Raw genomic sequence first — 25,661 nt, forward strand, 5'->3', positions numbered from 1 at the left:
GTTTTAGGGCTGCTTCGCACCCCAGCGGGGATAAATCCCCTCGCCACAGGAGGCGGTGAAAACTCTAAGCCATATCGTTATTCATTAACGGTATTTAAATTTCAATTCTTATACCCTTAAAGTCATCCCCCTGCGTACCTGCCGACCAATCGGCGCGCCGCACGACACAAACCAACACGGTAACGCCGTGAGTTTTGATCGAGTGCGCGCCTGTTCAAGCGCGCCGTGCGTGGGAGTGATGTATGTCAGCCGTCTCTTATTCTCCGGATTCCCTTACCCCAAGCGCCGCGAACATCGCGCCGCAAAGGTTCGAAATTCGTCCGTTCATCGAGGCCGTGGGTGCCGAGATCATTGGGCTGGACCTGTCCCGGCCGATCAACGACCAGGACTTCGCCCGCATCCATCGCGCCCACCTGGATCATCACGTGGTGGTGTTCCGCGACCAGCACATCACCCCGGAACAGCACATCGCCTTCAGCCGCCGTTTTGGCGTGCTGCAAATCCATGTGCTCAAGCAGTTCCTGCTCACCGGGCATCCGGAAATCCTCATCGTGTCCAACATCATCGAAAACGGCCAATCCATCGGCCTCGGCGATGCAGGCAAGTTCTGGCATTCGGACCTTTCCTATAAGGAACTGCCCAGCCTCGGCTCGATGCTCCACGCCCAGGAATTGCCTAGCGAAGGCGGCGACACGCTGTTCGCCGACATGCACAAGGCCTGGGAGGGGTTGCCCGAAGCGTTGCGCAAAGCCGTGGAAGGCCGTTCGGCGGCGCATTCCTACACGGCGCGTTACAGCGAGACCAAGTTCGAAGGCAACTGGCGCCCGACGCTGACGCCGGAGCAACTGGCCCAGGTCGCCGAAGTGGTGCATCCCATCGTGCGCACCCACCCGGAAACCGGACGCAAGGCGTTGTTCGTCAGCGAAGGCTTCACCACCCGCATCGTTGGCTTGCCGGAGGATGAAAGCCAGGCGCTGCTGACCGAGCTGTACGCCCACAGCGTGTTGCCGCAGAACATTTATCGCCATCAATGGCAGTCCCATGACCTGGTGTTCTGGGATAACCGCTCGCTGATCCACCTGGCCGCCGGTTGCCCGAGTCATCTGCGCCGCAAGCTGTATCGCACCACCATCCAGGGCGACGCCCCTTTCTGATTTGGCTGCGCCTGGCGCAAAGAGCTTGGAGAATCACCATGTCCAAACGCATCGCTTTTGCACCGCTGGCCGCCGCCATCGGCCTGGGCTTCAGTTTGCTGGCCGGCAGCCTGGTCGCGCCGGCCAGCGCTCACGCCGAGGGCGAGATTCGGATCGCCGAGCAGTTCGGCATCGTTTACCTGTTGCTGAACGTGGTCCGCGACCAGCAATTGATCGAGAAGCACGGCAAGCAGGAAGGCATCGACATCAAGGTCGATTGGACCCAGCTGTCCGGCGGGGCGGCGGTCAACGATGCGTTGCTGTCGGGCTCCATCGACATTGCCGGGGCTGGTGTCGGGCCGTTGTTGACGGTCTGGGACCGCACCCGTGGCAAGCAGAACGTCAAGGCCGTGGCCTCCCTGGGCAACTTTCCCTATTACCTGTTGAGCAACAATCCCAAGGTCAAGACCATCGCCGACTTCACCGAGCAAGACCGTATCGCGGTGCCGGCGGTGGGCGTTTCGGTGCAGTCGCGGATCTTGCAATACGCCGCCGCGAAGCAGTGGGGTGACAAGGATTTCAATCGCCTCGACAAGTACACCTTGGCCGTCCCGCACCCGGACGCCACGGCGGCGTTGATTGCCGGCGGCACCGAGTTGACCGGGCATTTTTCCAACCCGCCGTTCCAGGACCAGGCCCTGCAAAACCCTAGCGTTCATGTGGTGCTCAACTCCTATGACGTGCTCGGGCCGAACTCACCCACGGTGCTGTTCGCCACTGAGAAATTCCGCGATGAAAACCCGAAGACCTACAAAGCGTTCGTCGAGGCGCTGACCGAAGCGGCCGAGTTTGCCCAGAACGATAAAGGTGCGGCGGCGGACACCTACCTGCGGGTGACCAAGGCCAAGATCGACCGGGCGACCTTGTTGAAAATCATCGACAACCCGCAGATCGAATTCACCGTCACCCCGAAAAACACCTACCCGCTGGCCGAATTCCTCTACCGCGTCGGCGCCATCAAGAACAAGCCGGCGTCGTGGGAGGATTATTTCTTCCAGGACGCCAAACCGTTGCAGGGGAGCTGATTGTCATGAACGCGCTTTTGCAAGGCCACGCGGCCAGCAACCCCACCCGCACCGACACGGCATTGTTGTCGGTGGATAACGTCAGCCTGGAATACCGCACCCCACAGCGGGTGGTTCGGGCCACCCACCAAGTGAGTTTCGAAGTCGACCCTGGGGACCGTTTTGTTTTGCTTGGCCCGTCCGGGTGCGGCAAGTCCACCTTGCTCAAGGCCATTGGCGGCTTCATCACGCCGTGCGAAGGCGAGATTCGCTTGCAAGGCCAAACCGTCAGCGCGCCGGGACCGGACCGGATCGTGGTATTCCAGGAGTTCGATCAACTGCCACCGTGGAAAACCGTCAAGCAGAACGTGATGTTCGCGCTGTTGGCGTCTGGCACCCTCAAGCGTCGCGAAGCCGAGGAGCGGGCGCTGCATTACCTGGACAAGGTTGGTCTGGCGGCGTTTGCCGATGCGTATCCCCATACGTTGTCCGGCGGCATGAAAGCTCGCGTCGCGATTGCCCGGGCGCTGGCGATGCAGCCGAAAATCCTCTTGATGGATGAGCCCTTCGCGGCCCTCGATGCCCTGACCCGGCGCAAAATGCAGGAAGAGTTGCTGCTGCTCTGGGAAGAGGTGCGCTTCACGCTGCTGTTCGTCACCCACTCGATCGAAGAGGCGTTGGTGGTGGGCAATCGCATCCTGCTGCTGTCACCGCACCCCGGGCGTGTGCGGGCCGAAGTCCACAGCCATCAATACGATCTGCACAGCCTCGGTGGCGTGGGGTTTCAGCACACGGCGCGGCGCATCCATGGGTTGCTGTTCAATGAAGGCCAGCCGCTTGAAGCCGAGCGTGAGCTGGATTTCACCGACATTCGTATCGCGTACTAAGGGGAACGTTCCATGAGCCATTTATCGCCTGTACGTGAAGAGTACGAAGTCGACCTGCAACCGCTTACCCATGTCCCCCTGGAGCGCGAGCTGCCCCTCGGCCAGCGCCTCTGGCAACAGGGCTGGCTGCGCAAAAGCCTGATCCTGTTGCTGCTGGCGGTGGTGTGGGAAGCCGTGGCCCGCTACCAGAACAACGACCTGCTGCTGCCGGGTTTCCTGCAAACCGCCCGCGCGTTGCACGACGGTTTGCTCAGCGGCGAGCTGCTGGGCAAGGTGTGGATTTCCCTGGTGGTGCTGATCAAGGGCTACCTGCTGGGCATCGTCCTGGCGTTCGGCCTGACCACCCTGGCGGTGTCGACCCAACTGGGCCGTGACCTGCTCAGCACCCTGACATCGATGTTCAACCCGTTGCCGGCCATCGCCCTGTTGCCGTTGGCGCTGCTGTGGTTTGGCTTGGGGCAGAACAGCCTGATTTTCGTGCTGGTGCATTCGGTGCTGTGGGCGCTGGCGTTGAACATGTATGCGGGTTTTCTTGGCGTCTCGGAAACGCTGCGCATGGCCGGGCGCAACTATGGGCTGCGGGGCCTGCGTTTTGTGCTGTTCATCCTGATCCCTGCGGCGCTGCCGTCGATTCTCGCCGGGCTGAAAATCGGCTGGGCCTTCGCCTGGCGCACCCTGATCGCCGCCGAACTGGTGTTCGGCGCCACCAGCGGCAAGGGCGGCCTGGGCTGGTACATCTTCCAGAACCGCAACGAGCTGTACACCGACAAGGTGTTTGCCGGGTTGGCGGTGGTGATTCTGATTGGGTTGTTGGTGGAGAATCTGGTGTTTGATTCCCTGGAGCGGGTGACGGTAAAGCGTTGGGGGATGCAGCGTTGAGCAGGTAATACTCCTCGCCCGGGTTTTGGGTTGCCTGGGCTGACGTCATCGCGAGCAAGCTCGCGCTCACAGGGGCCGTAGTCCAACAACAGAATAGACAAACAGAATTAGTTCCAAGGCATCGTTAACCTGAGCAGATAAGGCGATGTCCTTATCCCGGTTAGCTAGCGCCATCGAAAGTATAAACATCACATTGGAGTTACCTTGGCGTAATATGTTTTTTCATCAGGCACGATTTCAAGGCTTGGACCTGCTCGGTGGTCTGGCCTCGACGCTGTTACTTTCAGGCGTCGATTGGAACTTAATAATAGTACTGCTTCGAAACAGTTACGTCAGGGTCGGGGGCACCCGGTTTATCAAAAATAAATAGTATATACACCGTTGCCCATTTATCCCAAATTCTCATATCGGTGTTTCGCTCATAGACATACCATTGTCCGTCCTGCCACATCGAGTCGGGAGAAAAGCTTGACCACTGCCCAGCCGAATTATCTATAAGAATATTAATGTTGGCTTTATTCCCACCACTTTGACCATTGCTTCGAGTTATTCGGTATTTAGTCGTTTTGAACTGCAATCGTCCATCAACATAACGATGCTGAAAAGTTAGTTCTCCTTTGTAATTACCGTTGCTCCCTGAAAGCGTATCGGTTCGCCAGGGGATTTCGTTTGTTTTACCTTTGATGTTGTTTGAATCGATGTTGGCCGACTCAGGCTCCAAGACGGAGGCTTTAAGCTTGTCAACAGGTACTCTGATTGCAGATCTTAACTTTTTTCTCTCCTCCAGATGTGCCTTTTCAAGCACTTCATTACTGATGCCATCATTAATATTAGTTGTCTGTTTATTGCTCATGATGCTGTCCTCTAGTAGACGATCTAAGCGTTCCGTTGACGCTCAATTGCCGGAGCGCCGTGGATAGACGCAAGAGCAGTAGAAACCTTTACGACCGGCTTGCGTACCTGTCGTAGTTGACAGTGCCGACGAACGGCGACCCAGCCCGACGGCTACTTTCCGAGTGTCTACGGCACTTTGCGCAACGGACTGTAGATCCACCAGGATCCGCCGGCTTGTAAGCCTTGGCCTTGCCCTTAATGTGATTCGTGTCGCTGATACCCAGCGACGGGATTTAGTTGCCGGTCATGAAAACAGGTGCACAAGCTTCACCTGTGGAGTGAGCCTGCTCGCGGAGGCGATATTCGAAATTCACCCAGGCGCATAAGCCGATCTGTCTCCCACTTCACCAGCAAATGCACCTATCGGCCATCTGGCTTAGGTTTCAGGCGCTCCAGGCGGCGAACGTTATTTATCGCTGCCCAGGTCATCAGCCAAGTAAAGCCCCTCCCTTTTCCTTTAGACTGGCCGCCCTCAAGCAAGCCTTCAGGACATGGAATGCCAACCTCTCCCAGCACCCTTCGCAAAGCCCTGGTCGCTTGGCTGTATGCCGCCGCCCTGATGCATCTGCTTGCCGGCATCACCCTGAGCTGGGCAGGCCATTCGGGCTTGCTCGACGGCTACCTGCAAAACATCGAACAGATCTTCTGGGGCACCGCCGTGGTGCCCGCGACGGCCAGCGCGCAACAGGTCTGGTGGCTGGCCTTGTTCGGTGCCACGCTGCAAAGCTATGCGCTGTACATGCTCGCCCTCGTGCACATCGGCAATCGATTGAAGCGCGCTATGCCTTGGGCCTGGATAATCGCCGGCATCCTGCTCTGGGCGCCCCAGGACATGTTGATTTCCGCCCAGGCGCGCGTCTGGTCGCACTTGTGGCTCGACAGTCTCGCGCTGCTGCTGTTACTGCCGCCGCTGTTCTGGCTCTATCGCCACGATCGCCGCACCTCCCTGACTGACCACGCGCCGAGTGATTCAACGCATGCCTGACTTTTCCCTGCTGGACTGGGCCATCACACTGTTGATCGCCCAGGCGATCCTGGGCGCGCTGGATACCCTGTATCACCACGAACTCACGGTCGCCTTGCCCTATCGCCACAGTGCTCGCCTGGAGCTCTCCATCCACGCCCTGCGTTCGTGTTTCTACGGGATTCTGTTCCTGGGCATGGCGCACCTGGCCTTCCAGGGGACGTGGGCGATTGTCATTGGCTTGCTGTTCGCGCTGGAGATCGGCCTGACGCTCTGGGATTTCGTGGTCGAGGACCGTAGCCGCAAACTGCCCGCCATCGAGCGCATCATGCACACGGTGCTGGCGGTCAACGGCGGGGCGTTTTTCGCGCTGTACGGTGTGCAACTGGCGCAGTGGGCGAGTTTGCCGACCGGCCTGGTTGCGATCGATTTCGGCTGGCGCGGCTGGCTGCTGACCTTGTTCGCCGTCGGCGTGACTGCCTCGGGTATTCGTGACGGGTTGGCGGCGCTACGCATGCAACGTCAAGGCAAACCGGCCAACCCATTCGCGGGCGGTGCCTATAAGCGTGTGCTGGTGACGGGGGGGACCGGGTTTATCGGCGAAGCCTTGGTCAATCAACTGCTCGACGCCGGGCACACGGTCAGCGTGCTGGCTCGCGATCCCTTGAAAGCGGCCTATCTGTTCGACGGCCGTGCCCGGTGCCTGCGTTCGTTGGGCAAACTGGGCCATGACGAAACCTTCGACATCGTGATCAACCTGGCGGGCGCGCCGGTGGCCGGGCCGCGCTGGAGCCCCAAGCGTCAGGCGCAACTCATCGCCAGCCGGGTCAATACCACTGAAGCCTTGATGACCTGGTTGAAAAACACCCGGCACAAACCGGCATTGTGGATACAGGCCTCGGCGGTCGGTTTTTATGGCGTACGCGACGCTAGCGAGAGCCTCGATGAAAGCGCCAGCCGGGGCGACGGTTTCATGGCTGAACTCTGTGTGCGTTGGGAGGCCTCGGCCCGGCCCGCCACGGAGTTGGGCGTGCGCCAGGTGGTGATGCGCCTGGGTGTGGTGTTTGGCCCGGGCGGTGCATTACTGCCACTGCTGATTCCGTTTCGCCTGGGATTCGGCGGGCGGATGGGCGACGGTCGGCAAATCATGAGTTGGGTGCACCGCGACGATGTCATCCGAGTGATCGCCCGTGCGTTCGATGACGAGAGCCTGAGCGGCACCTACAACCTGGTGGCGCCAGAAACCGTCAGTCAGGCGCTGTTCGCCGAGCGCGTCGGCAAGGTACTCAAGCGTCCGGTGTGGTTCCACATCCCTGCCGCGCCGGTGCGTGCCCTGGCGGGTGAGATGGCCCAGTTGTTTTTCGACGGCCAGCGCGTGCTGCCCAATCGTCTCGTCGAGGCCGGCTACACGTTCCGTTACCCGACCCTCGACGCTGCCCTGCGCGACCTGGCCTGAGGACCGTCCATGAGCAAGCCCCGGATGTACCTGCTGGCCGGCAACGGTAGCGCCGCCGATTGGTGGGACGACGCGTTGCCGCATTTTCAACACCACGACGTGGTGCCGCTGGAACTGCCCGGCTTCGGCAACAACCCCCAAGCCCCTGGCGAGGACCTGGCGGCCTACGCCCAGGCGTTGCTGGCGGCGACGGTCAAGGGCAGCGCGATCATGGCGGTCGGGGTCAATGCGTTGCTGGTGCTGCATGCTTTGCAGCGTCGGCCAGGACACTTCTGCCGCAGCGTGTTGCTGGCGCCGGTGGGCGCGTTTTTGTGGCAGCGACGACTGCCGGCGTTGATGTCGCCGCTGCCGATTCGCAAGACTATTCACTGGCTGCTCTCGAACAAGCCGACGCTGTTCGCCCACAAATTCTCCCGCCAGGCCTGGACGCCCGCGCAATACCAACGCATGGGTGCCGGGTATGCCCGCTGCCGCGCCTTTGTGCCGCTCTGGGATCAACTGCGTGCGGATACCGCGCTGCCACTGCTGGAATGGATCACCGACCCGGTCGAACTGGTCTGGGGCGATCAGGACAAGGTGCTGGGCGTCGAACAGGCAGCGGCCTGGTCGGCCATTCTCGCCCGTGCCGATCTGACCATCAGCCTGAAACCTGGCTGGGGTCACTACCCATGGATCGATGCGCCGGCCGAGTTCGCCGCATGGCTGGAGTCGGGCGAGCGTGGGTTCGTCGCGCACACCAAGGGTGGGCGCTTGCGCCTGGCGGAACTGGCCGGGCAAGCGGTGCCTGCGGCGCTGTCGCTCAACGACTGTCATGATCCGCGCTTACCAGGTTTTTTGAAGAGCCAGCCGGAAGCTATCTGGGCCGTGCGTTCCTCCAGTTATGGCGAAGATCAGGCCGACGCGGCGAATGCGGGCCTGAGCACCACGTTCCTGCGTGAACCAACGCACAACGTGCCAGCGCGTATCGCCGAGTTGACGGCGGCGGGTGTCGAGGAAGTGGTGGTCCAGCGCTTCATCACGCCGCGGTTGTCGGGGATCGCCTTCGTGCGCCACCTATCCGTCGAGCTGGAGTGGGTCGAAGGTCACCTGGAGTCGTTGGCCGATGGTCAGGTGAGCCCCGACCGCGCGATCATTTCCCGCCCCGGCGAGTCATGGAACAGCGGCACATTCAAGCCAGTCCATGGCCTGACCGAAGACGTGCTGTGGCGTTTCCTGCAAGGCGTGCTGCGGGTCTTCCACTATGTGCCCGGCGACGTCGAATGGGCTTGGGACGGCACGCAACTCTGGTTGCTGCAATATCGACCGATCAGCGACTACGGCTGGCGCCGCCACCTGACCGCCGCCAACATCGCCGAGATCCTGCCGCCGCAACCCAGCGCCTTGGTGGAGTACGCCCAGCGCCGCGCGGCGGCGAGCATCCCGGCGATCATGGCGCGTTGGGATTCACGGGTGCTGCAGGACAACGAACCCTTCACGGCGGTGTTTGGCGGTGCTTCGTATATCAACAACGATTTGTTTCTCGCCCGGCTGGCCGACTGGGGCATCAGCGCCAGCAGCTACGCCGGCGAGGTCGGCGGTGCAACACCGCATTTGCCCTGGCGGCCGTTGCGCCTGATGCGTTCGCTTCCATTGTTCCTGCGCATGCAACGCATCGCTCGTGGGCATCTGCTCACGCTCGAACACGGCTTGCGGCGCTTCGACCGGGAGCTGCTCGAACTGACCGCACAAGGCGCCGACGGCCAGCAATTGGCCGACTGGTTCACTCGCTTCTACGTGTTCGTGGTGCAGGGCAACCTGTGCATCGCCAGTGCGTTGGCCAGCAGTGGCGGCGACTGGCTGGGGCGGCCGCCGACCGCCTATGACAACCTTGAACACAGCCCCCATCGCCTGCCCTGGGAAACCGATCCGGCGACGCCACGCCCGGCGCCGACCGAGTTGCCCTTGCAGGCCTTCCCGCAATGGCCCCTGGCGATTCGCCTAGCCCATGGGGCCGGCCTGCCGGGTCTGCGCGGTTACTACCTGCAAGTGCGCGAATGGTATCGCGACAACCTGATGCGGATGTTTTTTCGCCTGCACCACGCCATGCCGCAGGCGGACCGAGCGCATTGGTTCGCGCCGCACCCGGACATCCGCACCCGCGATGGCAGCTTCTGGCAGGACGGTCGTGAAGGCACCGAGCGGGCCAGCGGCTTCATGATTTATCCGGGGCAGGCCCAGGGGATTCTGGGCGAGGACATTTTGTTGGAAGACACCCTGGACCCTGGTCGCCATGCACACTATCAAAGCGCCCGGGCCGTGATTGCGCGAATGGGTGGGCGTTTGTCCCACGGCTCGACGCTGCTGCGTGAGCTGCGCAAACCCTCGGCGGTGCTGCCGCAGGTGGATGTGACGTGGCTGGGGCGTGAGGTGGTGTACCGGGATGGTGAGTTGACGTTGGTTGCTACCAATAGTCCGGCTTGATGGCGGGGGCTTTGTGCGTGGGCACTCGGTTGGGGAATTGGTGGGATTGGAGTTCGTCGCAAGTGACAACGCGGCGTATCCAGTGGGCGTGCTGCTTTAACGAACCTGGAGATGGACGATTCAGCTCAGCTCGATGAGGAAGAATAACGCCAACGGTTGTTTCAGGAAAATCCTCCCGCAACGCTCTCAAAGCGGGAGTCATATCGGTGTCGCTGGATACAAGTACCAATTGCTCCACCCGTTCATGATTCTTCAGCGTCGTTTGCTTTGCAGCGGCTCGGTACATGCTGATTGCTATGTGAACGTCCGTTTCTTTTTCCTCCAGCTTCCAGATGTCGACTTTGTCCTCTCGAGAGGCTTTTGTCTTTCTGTCAACGAAACGAGGGGCTTTGGCAGGTTCAAGTTGATGATGACCATAATGGACACGGATATGGGTGGTCTTCAGGGCGCGGATATAAGAATCTTGCGCTTCTTTTGATACTCGGCCACGGGTGGCCAGTGACGGTTTGACCGAGGAGGTGAAGTAATCAACTGAGGCAGTTGTGCTGTGCGGGTTTTCGATATGCGCGATGTGTGACAACAGGCTTCGCAAATCCAGCCATTTGTAAGGTGTGTCTGCGAGCAGTCCATAGAACAGGTTATAGCCGTCAACAAAAAATGCGGTGCGCACAAACTCGATCCCCAGAAACGAAAAAACCGGCCTAAGCCGGTTTTTTCACCCCAACAGCCAGAGAACTGAATCTCTGCGTACGGGGTTGAGTAGGGCCATCCTAAGTTGAGCGTGTCATAACGTCAACCGTTGGCTGGACTCTCTCTCGTCACCGGCGCAACAGTGTTGAGCGTATGCATGGTGGAAGGTCAAATCCATTCTTTGCTTGATCTGTCAGCGTTTGTTACGAAATAGAGCCTCTCTTAGAGCAACGGTAGAAATCCATCACCGAAAACCATTTTCCAACGAATGGAAATTCTCAATACTTTGTAGGATTTGATGTCCGTACATATCAGGAAAAAACTGAGCGTTTTTTTGTCCCCTCTTCGACCTTTTTGAAACAAGAGTTTTCTCACTCCTGACCGCTACTCCCTTGACGCCCCCCACCGCTGTCGTAGACTCCGCCCATCCGTCAGGGAGTAACGGCATGGGACGTTTGAGTAGTTGGGTTGTGGGATTGACCTTTGTAACGTGCGGCGTGCAGGCGCAAACGCCTGTCGCGGACGATCCTCTGCTGGAAAGCGGCGTCACGGCCAGTGCGCCGAGTGGCGACGAGGCACGTGGGGTGCTTCGGGCGCGAGACCAGGCGGTGCTGGCCAGCGAGTTGGCCGGGCGCATCGTCGAGTTGCCGTTTAGCGAGGGCGAGTCGTTCAAGAAGGGCGATACCTTGGCGCGGTTCGATTGCTCGGCCTATCAGGCCCAGCTCAACGCGGCCCAGGCGGCAAGCCGGGGGGCCAGTGAAGAGCTGGCGCATAACCGGCAACTGGCGGCGCTGAAGTCGGTCGGACGTTTTGAAGTGTCACGGGCCGAAGCCCGGCTCAATGAAACCCAGGCTCAATCCCAGGTGTACCAGGTTCAGGTCAAGCGTTGCAGCGTCGTTGCACCCTTCGACGGGCAAGTGGTGGCGCGCAAGGTCCAGCGCTATGAAAGCGTGGCGGCCGGCGCGCCGTTGCTCGATGTGGTCGACAACCGCACCCTGGAGATCCACCTGCTGGTGCCGTCGCGCTGGATGGACCGGCTCAAGCCTGGCCAGCCCTTTACCTTCGTCCCCGATGAAACCGGCAAGCCGTTGCAAGCGACGGTCAAGCGCCTGGGCGCGCGCATCGACGAGGGTAGCCAGACCCTGTTGCTGGTGGCGAGCGTGCCGGATGCCAGCGGCTTGCTGTCCGGCATGAGCGGCACGGCGCGTTTCGCGGAGCCCAAGTGAACGCGCCGGTATCGGGCAGCGCCGAGCAGGTGTTTGCCCGCTTCCTTGACCTTGAACGCCAGACCCGGGCCGCACGAACGCCGGCACAATTGAGCTACAGCCTGGTCAACGACGGCCAGGCCCTGTTCGGCTTTCGTCATGCCGCGTTGTTGATCGCCGGCAAGGTCCAGGCGGTGACCGGCGTCAGTACCGTGGAGCCGAATGCGCCATTCGTGGCATTTGTCGAGCAGGCGGTGGCGCAGCTATTCAAACAGGGCCTGTTGAATCAGGCTCGGGTGATCGCCGCCGATGGGGTGAGCGAATCCATCCGGGCGGACTGGCAAAGCCTGTCCGCCGGGCAAGTGTTCTGGCTGCCGTTGGTCGATCATCAGGGCCAGGTATTCGGCGGTTTGTGGCTGGCCCGCGACCTGCCATGGACCCCAGCCGAGCAAGTACTGTTATCGCAGCTGGGCGACACTTACAGTCATGCCTGGCTGGCCTTGCAACCGCGCAAACCGTGGCGCTTGCGCTGGACCCGCAAACGCCAGGTCGCGCTGCTGGCGTTGCTGTTGCTGGGGTTGCTGGTTCCGGTGCGCCAGTCGGTACTGGCCCCGGCCGAAGTCGTGCCGCTGGGCGGGCAAGTCGTCGCGGCGCCACTGGACGGGGTGATCGCCGAGTTCCTGGTCAAGCCCAACCAGACCGTCAAGAACGGCGACCTGCTGCTGCGTTTCGAAAGTACCAGCCTCAAGGCCCAGGCCGATGTCGCCCAGCGTGCATTGGGCGTGGCCGAGGCGGAACTCAAGGCCAATTCCCAACGCTCCTTTGCCGATGCTGAATCGAGCTCGAAGATCGACCTGCTGGCCGCCCGCGTCGAACAGAAACGCGCCGAGCGCAACTACGCCTTGGAACTGCTCAAACGCAGCGAAGTGCGCGCCGAGCGGGATGGCATTGCGGTGTTCGCCGATGCCGAACGTTGGCTCGGCAAGCCGGTGCAGACCGGCGAGCGACTGATGGAAATCGCCGACCCGAACCAGGCCGAGTTGCGCATCGAGCTGGCGGTCGGCGACGCGATCGCCCTGGAGCCCGGTGCGCAAGTGGCGTTGTTCCTCGACAGCGATCCGTTGCAGCGGCACCTGGCCTGGCTCGAACGCTCGGCCTACGAAGCGCAACCCACCGCCGCCGGGCAACTGGCGTATCGCCTGGATGCGCGCTTCGATGCGACAGCGCCGCGCATCGGCCTGCGGGGCACGGCGAAGATCTTCGGTGACCGTGCCCCGCTGGCGTTGTATCTGTTGCGTCGACCACTGGCCGGCCTGCGCCAGAGCGTAGGCCTGTAGCGTGAGCCTGCCGAGCCTGCGGCCGGACCTGCAATTGTCCCCGGCGGCGCCAGACCCGGACGGTTCGCCCCAATGGACCCTGGCCGATCCGGTGCGCGGACGTTATTTCAAGCTCGGCGCGGCGGCGATGCGCATGCTGCGGCACTGGTCCCTGGGCGATCCGAAGCAGGTGTTGCAAGCCGCGAACCGTGAACCGGGGTTGCCGCTCAATGGTGAGTCGCTGGAGCAGTTGCTGGGTTTTTTGCGCGGCCACGATTTGATCAGCGCGATGGATCCGCAACAGCGCGACAGCTATCAGTTCAAGACGGCCGCCCAGCGCCAGAGCTGGTGGCAGATCCTGCTGCATCAATATCTGTTTTTCCGCATTCCGCTGTGGCGCCCGGATGCCTTTCTCAACCGGGCCTGGCCCTGTTTCGCGCGCTTCGGCCCCGGCATCCTGCGCTATGGCTTGCCGCTGACCCTGGGCCTCGGCATCTTCCTGGTGTCGCGGGACTGGCAGCGCTTCATCGCGACGTTTCCGCACCTGTTCAGCCTGGGCGGTGCGCTGGCCTTCGGGACGGCGTTGTTCTTTGCCAAGCTGTGCCATGAGTTCGGCCATGCCTTCATGGCCAAGCGCGCCGGTTGTCGTGTGCAAAGCATGGGCGTGGCGTTCATGGTGCTGTTGCCGATGTTCTACACCGACGTGAGCGATGCCTGGCGGATCAATGATCGTCGGGCACGGTTGCTGATCGGTGCCGGCGGAGTCCTGGCCGAATTGCTGCTGGCGTGCATCGCGCTGCTGGCCTGGTCGCTGCTGCCCGATGGGCCGGCACGCACCGCGGCGTTCATGCTGGCCAGCGCCACCTGGATCACCACGCTGATCATCAATTTGAACCCTTTCATGCGTTTTGACGGGTATTTCCTGCTCAGTGATTTCTGGGCGGTGGATAACCTGCAGGGGCGTGCGTTCGCCCTGTGCCGCTGGCGCCTGCGCGAAGCCTTGTTCGGTTATGGCGCGGCGGCGCCGGAACCCTGGTCGCCGAAGATGCGTCGCCGCTTGCTGGTGTGGGGATACGGCGCCTGGTTGTGGCGGGCGGCGCTGTTCCTGGGGATTGCCCTGGCGGTCTATCACCTGTTCTTCAAGGTGCTGGGCATTTTTCTGATGATGGTGGAATTGGTGTGGTTTATTTTTATGCCCATCGTGAATGAGTGGCGACAATGGTGGAGCCGCCGTGAGCAAGCCCGCGGTGGGCGGATGCTCCTGAGCGGCCTGGTGTTGCTGGCGTTGCTGTTGGCGTTGCTGTTGCCCTGGCGCAGTGCGGTGGAAGTGCCGGCCATGCTCGAGGCCGGGCGGGCCAGTGCCTTGCATGCGCCCGTGGCGGCACGGGTCAAGCAGGTGAATGTGCACGACGGCCAGACCGTGGCCCAGGGCGATGTATTGATTGAACTGGAATCGCCGGACATGGCCTCGCGCCTGGCCATCGTGCGCCGGGAGATCGAGATCCAGCAGCTGCAGATGCGTCGTCAGGCCGGGCGCAGCGAAACCGCCGCCGATGCCGGCATCGTCGAGCAGCAATTGGCCGAAGCGGTGGCCGAATACCGGGGCCTGGTCGCCCAGCGTGAACGCCTGTTGTTGCGGGCGCCCCATGCCGGCCAGGTGCGCGACCTGCTGCCGCAATTATCGGTGGGGCGTTGGTTATCGCCCACACAACCGCTGGCGCGGGTGGTGCAGACTGATTCACGACTGCGTGGGTACCTGACCGAAGCCGAGCTGTGGCGAGTCGGGGCTGGTGCCACGGGACGGTTCATCGCTGACGATCCGATGCACCCGTCGATTGCCGTGCAGTTGAATGAAATCGATACCAACGGCGTGGCCTGGGTCGAACAGCAGGCGTTGACGTCCGATCACCATGGGCCGATTGCCGTGCGCCGTGATTCGCAGCAACGGGCCGAGCCGGTGCAGGCCCAATACGGTGTGCGCCTGAGCGCGGTGGACGACACGTCCGCTCCGGTGCAACCGCTGCGTGGCGTGGTGGTGTTGCAGGGGCAGGGCGAGTCGGTGTTGGGAGCAGCCTGGCGGCGGTTGGCGGCGTTGGGTGTCAGGGAAAGCGGGTTCTAAGGAGTGAGCATGGATTCAGTGGCGGCAGAGGGATTGGTGGTGCGTCCATCGCGGGTCAGCGATGGTCCGTTCTTGCAGAGCCTTTACCAGGCGGCGCGGCCAGATCTGCAATGGATCGACGGCGAGACTGAGCAGGTGCAGCAGGTGATTGCCCAGCAGTTCCAGGTGCAGGAGCAAGGGTTGGGCGAGAGCTTTCCCGACGCCATGCATTACGTGGTGGAAAAACTCGGCACCGCGATCGGCGCCTTGAGCACGGATTTCGGCCCTAATGAAATTCGCGTGCTGTACCTGGCTTTCATCCCTCAGGCGCGCGGGCAAGGTTATGGCCGGGCGGTGCTGCAAGGGGTGCAAAAAGCCGCGCAACAGATCCGCTGCCCGGTGGCGACCGTGGTCTGGACCAGCAATCCCCATGCACGCCGGCACTACCTGGCACTGGGTTTCGAAGTGCAGGAAAGCAACCCGGCTGCGGAGCGGTTGGTCTGGTATCCGAAATGGAGCTGAACAGTGCCTGACTTGCCACCTGTTCAATGTGGGAGCGAGCAAGCTCGCTCCCACAAGGGGTTATCAGTCTTTAGTTAAATGCAATGTAGAAGTACCCCAGCGTCGGATCCCGTCCCATGGGTGGTATCCGTGACACGAACACTTCCTCGATCCGCCCCAGATCGGGCAATTCCAGCGCACACAACCCATCCACGAACTCGGTGCTTTCCAGGCTGTTGAACTCAACGCTGAACGGCATGCGCTCAGCGTTCGGCATCTTCGCCCGTGGTGTTTCCTCAAGGGACTCGAACCGCACGGGCAGGCAACTGCCGTCGGGCAAGGTCAGGCTGCTGGTCTGGCCCAGCAGCGGTTGGAAATGACGGCTATGAACCTGTTGCAGCATGTCGACACTCCAAAAGGCCGGAGGACCGTAGCCCTCCGGCGGTTCATCAGTTACGGGACGGGAAGAGACCGTTCAAGGCGACGCTGAAGTTGACCGCCAGGAACGGGTTCATGATCGCCATTGGCAAGCCGTTGCCTGCGGGGGAAATCGTGCCGTCGATGCTCGTGCTCACGCCCTTGACCGGCACCGGTGAGGCGCCGATCTGGTCGGAATAAATCGCCGCCGAGCCAGGCCCGGTGCCTGAGGTGCCGATGAATGAATTGGTGGCTGTCGGCGTATTCACCGGGTTGCTGGCCGGGTTCGCCAGTTGCAGGGTGGTCGAGGCGGTGAGCCCCGCCAGAGTGTGAGTGTGGGCGGGCAGGTTGTTGATCGTTGCGGTGACATTTTCGGTGCCGGAGACTTCGCCGATGACGCGCGGAGTCAAGTTCAGGCCGTTGCCTTGTCCCAAGGGCAGGCGACCTTGCAGGTTGGGGAGCATGAAGTTGGTCGTGCCGTTGCCTCCGTAGTACGTGCCGAGCAGGGAGAATAGCGCCTGGTATTGGGAGATGCCGAGAGTCTGCCCGTAGCACAGCGCCCAGCCATTGGGGGCGAAGTTAAAGGCAAACGGTTGGATGGTGCCCATAAATACTTCCATAGAATCCTCATCCCTTCAGATTGTTGATTGGGTACTGCCGGTAGGGTCCAAGGGAGAGGATTGCGATCAGTCCGACTTCGTCACTCCCTGGCCTGGTCACGCACGGCTGAGCGTAGACCGGGATGATTAATTCTGCCGGGCCAGAAGCGTTGAAAAATGTTGCCGTTTGGCTTAATCGATTCAGGTAAATGGGCGACGCCTACCGTCCATCTTTTTTACAGAATCTGATGAGTTTGATATCAAAGTACTACTAGGCGCCGTTTGTTTCCTCGGCTACGCTTCGCGATACAAAGGGAATATAAAAAAGGTGAAGGAATTGCCGCAGTTTCACTTTATCTCTGGTTTACCGCGCTCAGGCTCGACCCTGCTTTCTGCGATTTTGCTGCAGAACCCCCGCTTCCATGCCGGCATGACCAGCCCCGTAGGTTCACTGTTCAGCAGTGTCCTGCAGCAATGCAGCGCCGGCAGCGAATTTGGTTCGGTGATCGACACCGACCTGCGCCGGCGCCTGTTACGCGGGCTCTTCGATTCCTATTACGCCGACAAAGCCGATAAACCGGTCATTTTCGATACCAACCGCCAATGGTGCGCGCGCCTGCCTGCCTTGCAGGACCTGTTTCCCCAGGCCAAGACCATCGCTTGCGTGCGCAATGTCGCCTGGGTGCTCGACAGCCTCGAACGCCTGTACCGCGCCAATCCGTTCGAGAACACCAAGCTGTTCAACGACGATGACGAGCGCAACACCGTCTACAGCCGCTGTGAAACCCTGGCCCAGCGCAATCGCCTGGTGGGGCTTGCCTGGACGGCGCTCAAAGAGGCGTATTACGGCGAGCACGCCGAGTCGCTGCTGATCGTTGACTACGACCTGCTGAGCCAGGCCCCGGAGCGGGTCATGCGGCTGGTGTACGAGTTCATCGGCGAGCCCTGGTTCGAACACGATTTCAATCACTTGACCTACGACGCACCGGCCTTCGACCAGGCCCTGGGTGTCGCCGGCCTGCACAAGGTCAAGCCCAAGGTCGCGCCGCAAGCCCGGCGCACCCTGCTGCCGCCGGACCTATTTGAAAAGTATGCCGAGTTGTCGTTCTGGCGCGATGGGTCCGCGAGCGCCGCCAATGTCATTCGTATGAAAGCCGACGCCGCGATCAGCTGATTGCGGTTTTTTTCATTTGCGTTCAAGAAGTTCGAGTCCAGGTGATCGTCATGTGGTGGAGCAAAGGCAAATCGCGGGTAACCGAGGGCGCACAGGCCCTGGCATCGCCAATGATCATGTCCCTGGAGCCGCGAATGCTGTTCGACGGCGCGGTGGCCGCCACCGTGGCCGATGCCGCGCAGCCGGACGCTCATCCCACGGCCGAGGCAGCCAAGACCCCGACTGCCGATCAGCCTGCCGACACCCATGCACCCCAGGGCCAGATCGATGCCACCCAGGCTGCCGTTCAGGGCAAATCCGTGGTGTTCGTCGATTCCCGGGTCAAGGATTCCGCCAACCTGCTCGAAGGCGTGGCGCCCGGGACCCAGGTGGTGCAACTGGATGCCACCAAGGACGGCCTGCAACAGATCGCCGATTACCTGGACACCCACCAGGGCGTCAGCTCGGTGCAAATCATCGCCCACGGTAACGCGGGTGATTTGTGGCTGGGCAACAGCTACCTGTCGGCGGACAACGTCCAGGCCCGCAGCGAAGTGCTGGCGCAGATCGGCCAGGACATGAATGCCGGTGGCGATATCCTGATCTACGGCTGCTACACCGCCGAAGGCGAGCGTGGCCTGAGTCTGGTGGATTCATTGGCGCAGTTGACCGGCCGTGACGTGGCCGCGTCGAACGACCGCACGGGCCTGGGCGGTGACTGGGACCTGGAAATCGCCACCGGCAACATCGAAAGCGCCAACGTGCTGTCGTCTAGTGCCATGAGTGAGTACCAGTGGGGCCTGGCCACCTGGACCGCCACCAACAATGCCAATTCCGGCGTGGGCTCCCTGCGCGCCGCCCTGGCTTCCGCCCAGAACGGCGATATCGTTACCTTCAACAGCAGCATGACCGTCGCCTTGACCCAGGTGCTGGTGGTGAACAAGAACATCACGATCGACGGTGACCTCAACAACGACAATGTCGCCGATGTCACCCTGGACGGGCAGTTCCGCACCCAGGTGATCAACGTGACGGCCGGCACCACGGCCACCCTCGATGGCTTGGTGATTACCCGCGGCGTTGTGTCGGGCAACGGCGGTAACGGTGGTGACGATGCGCTGGTGGCCAAGGGCGGCGGGATCAACAATGCGGGTACCTTGACCCTGCGTAACGTCACGGTCACGGCTAACGTGGCGGCGGGCGGTGGCGGCGGCGGTGGTGTGACGCCGGAATACGCAGGTGGTGGCGGCGGCGGTGGTGGCGCGCTCGGTGGCGGGATCGGCGGGCGTGGCGGCGATACGCTCAACTCCTCAGGCTCCAACGGCTCGGCCAACCAGGGCGGTGCCGGGGGCGGCTTCTTCAACATCGGTGGCCGTGGCGGCTCCGCGACCGGCGGTACCGGCGGCGCTGTCTATGCCGGCTACAGCACCGGTTCCTCCGGTGGCACGGCCAGCAGCGGTGGGTTGTCCATCGGCGGCGGCGGTGGTGGCGACGGCTATAACGACATCGGTGGTGCCGGCGGTGGCGCGGTTGGCGGTATCTACAACGACACGGGCGCAACCCTGCGGATCATCGGTAACTCGGTCATCTCCAACAACATCGGGGCGGGCGGTGGTGGCGGTGGCGGCGGTGCCGGTGGTGGCTACACCCAGGCGGGCGGTGCCGGTGGCGTGGGTGTCGGTGCTATCTGGAACAAGGGTTCGATCCTGATTACCGCGGCCAACTTCGCGGCCCTGGCCGGCAACGTCGGCGGCAGCGGCACTGGTGGAACGAGTGCCGGCACGGCAGGTGTCTCGCCGAGTTCGGTGGCCAACGTCTATGGCGACGGCGGCACCATCAATACCAACTATGTGCCGGACGAAACGCCGCCCACCGCGACTGTCGTGGTGGCCAACACCAACCTGAATTCCGGCGCTACGTCGCAGGTAACCATTACCTTCTCCGAGGCAGTCACGGGACTGACCGCGGCGGACCTGACCGTGCAGAACGGCACCATCGGCACGCTGACCAGCGGCGACGGCGGCGTCACCTGGACCGGTACGTTGACGGCGGCAAGCAATATCGCCGATACCACCAACATCATTACCTTGAACAACACCGGTGTGGCGGACCTCGCCGGTAACGCTGGCGTGGGCACCACCGATTCGAACAATTACGTGGTCAACGACACCGTGGCACCGACGGCGTCCATCGTGGTATCTGACACGGCCCTCAGGAGCGGTGAAACCTCACTGGTGACCATCACCTTCTCCGAGGCGGTCAGCGGGTTGACCACGGCTGACCTGACGGTGGCCAACGGCACCCTCAGCGGCCTGAGCAGCAGTGACGGCGGTATCACCTGGACAGCAACCCTGACACCCGACGCCGCTGTCACCGATACCAGCAATCTGGTGGTGCTGAACAATACCGGTGTCGCGGACCTGAGTGGCAATGCCGGTGTCGGCACCACCAACTCCAACAACTACGCTATCGACACCCTGCGCCCGACGGCCACTATCGTGGTTGCCGACACGACGCTGAGCGCCGGTGAAACGTCCTTGGTGACCATTACCTTCAACGAGGCGGTGAGCGGTTTCACCGTCGCAGACCTGACGGTGGCCAACGGTGTAGTTACCGGGCTGAGCACCAGCGACGGTGGTATCACCTGGACCGCAACCCTGACACCCGACGCCGCTATCACCGACACCACCAATCTGGTGGTGCTGAACAACAGCGGCGTTGCCGACCTGTCCGGCAACGTCGGTACCGGCACCACCGACTCGAACAACTACGCCATCGACACCCTGCGCCCGACCGCGACGATCGTGGTGGCCGACAACGCCCTGAATATCGGTGAAACCTCCCTGGTGACGATTACCTTCAGCGAGGCGGTGACGGGTTTCACCTTGGCCGACCTGACCGTTGCCAGCGGTTCTCTGAGCGGACTAAGCAGCAGCGACGGTGGCATCACCTGGACCGCGACGCTCACCCCAAGCGCCAGCACCACGGACGCCACCAACCTGATTGTCCTGGCCAATACCGGCGTACTGGACGCGGCCGGCAACGCTGGCACCGGCACCACCAGTTCCAACAACTATGCCGTCGACACCGCGCGCCCGACCGCGACCATCGTCGTCGCCGACAACGCCTTGAGAATCGGCGAAACGTCCCTGGTGACCATTACCTTCAGCGAAGCGGTGACCGGCTTCACCACCGCCGACCTGACGGTCGCCAACGGCACCCTGACCGGGCTGAGCACAAGCGACGGCGGTATCACCTGGACCGCGACACTGACCCCGAGCGCCAGCACCAGCGACGCCACCAACCTGATCACCCTGGATAACACCGGCGTGGCAGACGCCGCCGGCAACGCCGGCAGCGGTACCACCGACTCCAACAACTACGCCATCGATACCGCGCGCCCCACCGCCACGGTCGTCGTTGCCGATACCGCCGTCGCCCTGGGCGAAACCTCGGTGGTGACCATCACCTTCAACGAGGCGGTGACCGGCTTCACCCTGGCTGACCTGACGGTCGCCAACGGTAGCTTGAGCGGGCTGAGCACCAGCGACAACATCACCTACACCGCGACCTTCACCCCGAGCGTCGGCACCAGCGATGCCACCAACCTGATCACGCTGAATAACACGGGCGTGGTGGACGGTGCGGGCAATGCCGGCAGCGGCACCACCGACTCCAACAACTACGTCGTCGACACGCTGCGCCCCACCGCGACCATCGTGGTTGCCGACAACGCGCTGAGCGTCGGCGAAACCTCACTGGTCACCATTACGTTCTCCGAGGCGGTCAGTGGTTTCGACAATTCGGACCTGAGCGTGGCCAACGGTACGCTGAGTGCGGTCAGCAGCAGCGACGGGGGCATCACCTGGACGGCTACGTTCACCCCGGCTCTTGGGGTCAGCGACACCTCCAACGTCATCACCCTGAACAACACCGGCGTCAGCGATGCGGCCGGTAATACGGGCACCGGCACCACCAACTCCAACAACTACCAGGTCGACACCAACGTGCCGACGGCGACCATCGTGATTGCCGACAGCACGCTGGGCATCGGCGAGACGACATTGGTCACTGTGACGTTCAACGCTGCGGTCAGCGGTTTCGACAATTCGGACCTGACTGTCAGCAATGGCACGCTCAGCACCATGAGCAGCACTGATGGCGGCGTCACCTGGACGGCTACGTTCACGCCAAGCGCCAGCATTTCCGATACCAGCAACGTCATCACGCTGGATAATACCGGCCTGATCAACGGCGCGGGCAACGCGGGTGTCGGCACCACCGATTCCAACAACTACGTGGTCGACACCGTGCGTCCCACCGCGACCATCGTCGTGGCCGACACGGCCATTGCCGCTGGCGAAACCTCGTTGGTGACCATTACCTTCTCCGAGGCCGTGACCGGCTTTTCCCTGGCCGACCTGATCGTTGCCAATGGTTCCTTGAGTGGGCTGAGCACCAGCGACAACATCACCTTCACCGCGACCTTCACCCCGAGTGCTGGCATCGCTGACAGCAGTAACCTGATCACCCTCAATAGCGGCGCCATCGTCGATACGGCGGGCAACGCCAACGTAGGCACTACCGACTCGAACAACTACAGCATCGACACCCAGCGTCCGACCGCCAGCATTGTGCTGAGCGACTCGCAATTGAAACCGGGTGAAACCGCCCAGGTGACCATCACCTTCTCCGAGGCGGTGACCGGCTTCAGCAACGCTGACCTGAGCGTGGCCAACGGCACCTTGAGCGCCGTCAGCAGCAGCGACGGAGGCCTGACCTGGACCGCCACTTTCACGCCGGACCTGGGCGTGACCGATGCCACCAACCTGATCATCCTGGACAACACCGGCGTCAGCGACGCGGCGGGCAACGCCGGGACGGGGACTACCGATTCGGCCAACTACACGGTCGAGACGCGGGTGCCGACCGCCACGGTCGTGGTGGCCGATAGTGCCCTCAAGGTGGGGGAAACCTCGCTGGTCACCATCACTTTCTCCGAAGCGGTCAGTGGGTTCGACAACGCCGACTTGAGCATCAGCAATGGCACGTTGAGCAATGTTTCGTCCACCGATGGTGGCGTGACCTGGACGGCCACCTTCACCCCGGCCAGCAACGTCACGGACACCAGCAACCTGATCAGCCTGGACACCAGCGGGGTGGTCAACGCTTCGGGCAACAACGGCATCGGCGTGGTGGACTCAAACAATTACGCGGTCGACACGCTGCGCCCCGGCGCCACCATTACAGTGGGCGATACCACGCTGGGTATTGGCCAAAGCACCACGGTGACCATCAGCTTCACTGAGGCGGTGTCCGGTTTCGACCTGTCGGATCTCAGCGTCGCCAACGGTGTGTTGTCCAACCTCGCCAGCAGCGATGGTGGCCTGACCTGGACGGCAACCTTGACGCCGACGGCGGGTGTCAACGACGCCACCAACCTGATCCTGCTCGACGCCAGCACTGTGCAGGACATTGCCGGCAATGCCGGCGCGGGCATTGCGATCTCCGCCAACTACGCCCTCGACGCTACGCGGCCGAGCGCGACCATCGTGGTCGCTGACCCGAACCTGAGCGTGGGTGAGACGACCCAGGTGACCTTCACCTTCAACGAAGCGGTGACCGATTTCGACCTGTCGGACATCAGCGTCACCAACGGCGAGCTGACTAACCTGACCACCAGCGACGGCGGCAGGACCTGGACAGCGACGTTCACCCCGACGGTGAATCTCACCGACCCGAGCAATTTCATTGCCCTGGACATCAGCAACGTCAGCGACCTGTCCGGGAACGCCGGGGCCAGCGTGGCAGTGTCCAACAATTATGCGATCGACACCGTGGTGCCCAACGATGTGAAGCCGCCGCCGGAATTCCTGACCTCGGACCCTGTGACGGTCATTGCGCCTTCGGACGTTCCGTTGCAGCCGATCGTCTTCACGCCGCCAACGGGCGATCTCGGTTCGCCGCTGGGCTTCCCACCGCTGTTTGAACAGCGGGATGTGGGCGGTGGCCTGCGGCCAATAGGCGACATTTTCATCAACCGTGGGGAACTGGCGCCGAGCTATATCGCCCAGGTATTCAGCACCGACGCCGCAGGCGATGGTTCCGGCCAAGGCTTCCTCGGCTTTGGCGGTGGCGATGGCGGGGTGTTCGGCAGTAGCACCGTGGCGGGGCTCTTCAGCCAGGACTTCGGTTCTGAAGGCGAATCGATGGATACCTTCGGCAGCCAGTCGATGCAGGGTGGCGACGTGTCCCAAGGCTTGCGCGGGATGTTCGGCGCACCCACCCTGGGTCAGCAGTTGCAACAGCTTAAAGACACTGAACAACGTCAGGTCGACGGCCTGGCGATGGCTTTACAACAGGTCGGCATCAGCCAAGTGCAGGCCTGATAACTCAAAAAAACATTGGGCAGCCAGGGGCAATCCAGGGAATGAATAGAAGTCAGAAGTTATTCACAGTGAGTGTGCTGGCGTTGATGGTCAGCGGGTGTGCGATCACCAGCGAGCCGATCGAGCGCAGCGTCAGCGAGCAACGCGCCCGGACCGACCTGCAGAACATGTACAAGAATCAGGAGCCCCTCAGTGGTCCGCTGACCTTGCACCAAGCCATGGCCCGTGCGGTGAAGTACAACCTCGAAGGCCGTCTGAAAATCATGGAAGAGGCCCTGGCCAAGCGACAGTTGGACCTGGCCAGTTTCGACATGCTGCCACGCATGGCCCTGGACGCCGGCTATGTGGGCCGCAACAACGTCAACGCCTCCAGCAGCCAGAGTGTCGAAACCGGCACCCAATCCCTGGAACCGTCGACCTCCCAGGACCGCGACCGCGAAGTGGCCGACCTGACCATGGTCTGGAACGTGCTCGACTTCGGTGTCAGCTACATCAGCGCCAAGCAGGCCGGAGACCAGCGACTGATCGTGCAGGAGCGTCGGCGCAAGGTGATCAACACCATCGTCCAGGACGTGCGTTCGGCTTACTGGCGCGCCATGGCCGCCGAGCGCCTGCTCAAGCAGATCGACAGCCTGATGGCCCGGGTCGAGGCGGCACGTGGCAACAGCCAGAGCATGAGCGAACAACGCATCGGTGACCCGGTGCAGGCCCTGGGTTACCAGCGCTCGTTGATCCAGGCGACCCGCCAGCTCGAAGAGCAGCGCCGGGCGTTGTCCCTGGCCAAGACCGAGTTGGCGACCCTGATCAACCTGCCCCTGGGCACCGATTTGACCCTGGCCACCCAGGATGAGTACGACATCCCCGAACTCAAGGTCGATCTGGCTCGCCTCGAACAGGAAGCCCTGACCAGCCGTCCGGAGTTGCGTGAGCAGGATTACCAGACCCGCATCACCGCCGCCGAAACCCGCAAGGCCATGCTGCGCCTGTTGCCGGGCCTGGAGTTTTCCGCTGGCGGGCATTACGACAGCAACTCGTTCCTGGTGGAGCAGGGCTGGGCGGACTATGGCGTGAAAGTCACCTGGAATCTGTTCAACGTGATCTCCGCCCCGGCGGCCATCGACGTGGCCAAGGCAGGCGAAGAAGTGGCGGCCGCGCGGCGTCAGGCGATGTCGATTGCCGTGCTGGCGCAGTTGTACGTGGCCAATGCCAACTATCGCGAGGCGCTGCGTCAGTTCAAGACTAACCAGCAACTGTCGGACATCGATGGGCAAATCGTCGGTCAACTGCGCAGCCGTCACCAGGCCGCCGGCATCGGCGAGCTGGACCTGATCCAGGGCGAGTTGAACACCCTGCAGGCCGATTTGCGTCGGGACCTGTCCTATGCGGACCTGCGCAACGCCTACGGCCAGATCTTCGCCAGCGCCGGCCTCGATCCGCTGCCCGATGAAGTGCAATCGACCGCAGTGCAGTCGATTGCCACGGCCTTGGCCAACCGCGAAGCCGCCTGGGCCCAGGGCGATATCGTCGTGCCGACGGCGGCGGTGGCCCAATAACGG

At 62.1% G+C, this 25,661-nt stretch carries 18 protein-coding genes; 14 read left to right on the forward strand and 4 right to left on the reverse strand.

The window, feature by feature from the left end:
* Positions 1–242: 242 nt before the first annotated feature.
* Genes LOY70_RS00975 through LOY70_RS00990 form a run of 4 tightly spaced genes read left to right on the forward strand, consistent with a single transcriptional unit; the run spans position 243 to position 3,963 of the window.
* The gene (locus tag LOY70_RS00975) at positions 243–1,154 is read left to right on the forward strand and encodes a TauD/TfdA dioxygenase family protein (RefSeq protein WP_265032532.1); all 912 of its coding nucleotides are present in this window, start codon (positions 243–245) and stop codon (positions 1,152–1,154) included.
* A gap of 38 nt (positions 1,155–1,192) precedes the next feature.
* Complete coding sequence (locus LOY70_RS00980; RefSeq protein ID WP_265032533.1) at positions 1,193–2,218, forward strand: ABC transporter substrate-binding protein; 1,026 nt, start codon at positions 1,193–1,195, stop codon at positions 2,216–2,218.
* A 5-nt stretch (positions 2,219–2,223) separates the two neighbouring features.
* Positions 2,224–3,084: an ABC transporter ATP-binding protein gene (locus tag LOY70_RS00985; protein WP_265032534.1), complete on the forward strand. Its 861-nt coding sequence runs from the start codon at positions 2,224–2,226 to the stop codon at positions 3,082–3,084.
* Between the two features lie 12 nt (positions 3,085–3,096).
* The gene (locus tag LOY70_RS00990) at positions 3,097–3,963 is read left to right on the forward strand and encodes an ABC transporter permease (RefSeq protein WP_265032535.1); all 867 of its coding nucleotides are present in this window, start codon (positions 3,097–3,099) and stop codon (positions 3,961–3,963) included.
* Between the two features lie 301 nt (positions 3,964–4,264).
* Here LOY70_RS00990 and LOY70_RS00995 read toward each other — a convergent pair whose 3' ends face one another.
* Entirely contained in the window at positions 4,265–4,816 is a 552-nt protein-coding gene (locus tag LOY70_RS00995; protein WP_265032536.1) for a hypothetical protein, read from the reverse strand.
* Positions 4,817–5,353: 537 nt separating this feature from the next.
* Between LOY70_RS00995 and LOY70_RS01000 the strand changes: the two genes are divergently transcribed.
* Genes LOY70_RS01000 through LOY70_RS01010 form a run of 3 tightly spaced genes read left to right on the forward strand, consistent with a single transcriptional unit; the run spans position 5,354 to position 9,737 of the window.
* Entirely contained in the window at positions 5,354–5,842 is a 489-nt protein-coding gene (locus LOY70_RS01000) for a cell division protein (RefSeq protein ID WP_265032537.1), read from the forward strand.
* Positions 5,835–7,277 (forward strand): TIGR01777 family oxidoreductase, encoded by a 1,443-nt coding sequence (locus LOY70_RS01005; protein WP_265032538.1) that lies wholly within the window; start codon positions 5,835–5,837, stop codon positions 7,275–7,277. Before LOY70_RS01000 ends, LOY70_RS01005 begins: the two co-directional genes overlap by 8 nt.
* Positions 7,278–7,286: 9 nt before the next feature.
* Entirely contained in the window at positions 7,287–9,737 is a 2,451-nt protein-coding gene (locus tag LOY70_RS01010) for an alpha/beta hydrolase (RefSeq protein ID WP_265032539.1), read from the forward strand.
* Here the strand turns inward: LOY70_RS01010 and LOY70_RS01015 are convergent.
* The gene (locus LOY70_RS01015) at positions 9,718–10,407 is read right to left on the reverse strand and encodes an NYN domain-containing protein (protein WP_092329862.1); all 690 of its coding nucleotides are present in this window, start codon (positions 10,405–10,407) and stop codon (positions 9,718–9,720) included. The genes LOY70_RS01010 and LOY70_RS01015 overlap by 20 nt on opposite strands.
* Before the next feature lie 466 nt (positions 10,408–10,873).
* Here LOY70_RS01015 and LOY70_RS01020 point away from each other — a divergent pair, with 466 nt between their 5' ends.
* Genes LOY70_RS01020 through LOY70_RS01035 form a run of 4 tightly spaced genes read left to right on the forward strand, consistent with a single transcriptional unit; the run spans position 10,874 to position 15,568 of the window.
* Positions 10,874–11,653 carry an efflux RND transporter periplasmic adaptor subunit gene (locus LOY70_RS01020; RefSeq protein WP_192261999.1) on the forward strand — a complete coding sequence of 260 codons (780 nt, stop codon included), beginning with the start codon at positions 10,874–10,876 and terminating at the stop codon, positions 11,651–11,653.
* Complete coding sequence (locus LOY70_RS01025) at positions 11,650–12,969, forward strand: efflux RND transporter periplasmic adaptor subunit (RefSeq protein WP_265032540.1); 1,320 nt, start codon at positions 11,650–11,652, stop codon at positions 12,967–12,969. The genes LOY70_RS01020 and LOY70_RS01025 overlap by 4 nt, the downstream gene beginning before the upstream one ends.
* Position 12,970: 1 nt before the next feature.
* Positions 12,971–15,067, forward strand: a complete 2,097-nt coding sequence (locus LOY70_RS01030) for a biotin/lipoyl-binding protein (protein WP_265032541.1) — start codon at positions 12,971–12,973, stop codon at positions 15,065–15,067.
* Positions 15,068–15,076: 9 nt separating this feature from the next.
* On the forward strand, positions 15,077–15,568 hold the full coding sequence (locus LOY70_RS01035; protein ID WP_265032542.1) for a GNAT family N-acetyltransferase: 492 nt from the start codon (positions 15,077–15,079) through the stop codon (positions 15,566–15,568).
* A gap of 70 nt (positions 15,569–15,638) precedes the next feature.
* Here the strand turns inward: LOY70_RS01035 and LOY70_RS01040 are convergent, their stop codons facing one another.
* Complete coding sequence (locus tag LOY70_RS01040) at positions 15,639–15,950, reverse strand: DUF6916 family protein (RefSeq protein WP_265032543.1); 312 nt, start codon at positions 15,948–15,950, stop codon at positions 15,639–15,641.
* Positions 15,951–15,996: 46 nt separating this feature from the next.
* Entirely contained in the window at positions 15,997–16,584 is a 588-nt protein-coding gene (locus LOY70_RS01045) for a phage tail protein (protein ID WP_265032544.1), read from the reverse strand.
* Between the two features lie 307 nt (positions 16,585–16,891).
* Between LOY70_RS01045 and LOY70_RS01050 the strand changes: the two genes are divergently transcribed.
* Genes LOY70_RS01050 through LOY70_RS01060 form a run of 3 tightly spaced genes read left to right on the forward strand, consistent with a single transcriptional unit; the run spans position 16,892 to position 25,658 of the window.
* Complete coding sequence (locus LOY70_RS01050) at positions 16,892–17,737, forward strand: sulfotransferase family protein (protein ID WP_265032545.1); 846 nt, start codon at positions 16,892–16,894, stop codon at positions 17,735–17,737.
* Positions 17,738–17,787: 50 nt separating this feature from the next.
* Positions 17,788–24,105 carry an Ig-like domain-containing protein gene (locus LOY70_RS01055; RefSeq protein ID WP_265032546.1) on the forward strand — a complete coding sequence of 2,106 codons (6,318 nt, stop codon included), beginning with the start codon at positions 17,788–17,790 and terminating at the stop codon, positions 24,103–24,105.
* Between the two features lie 41 nt (positions 24,106–24,146).
* Positions 24,147–25,658 (forward strand): TolC family protein, encoded by a 1,512-nt coding sequence (locus LOY70_RS01060; RefSeq protein ID WP_265032547.1) that lies wholly within the window; start codon positions 24,147–24,149, stop codon positions 25,656–25,658.
* Positions 25,659–25,661 lie beyond the last annotated feature (3 nt).

Origin of the sequence: Pseudomonas sp. B21-054 (assembly GCF_026016345.1) — a bacterium.
Lineage (GTDB): Bacteria > Pseudomonadota > Gammaproteobacteria > Pseudomonadales > Pseudomonadaceae > Aquipseudomonas.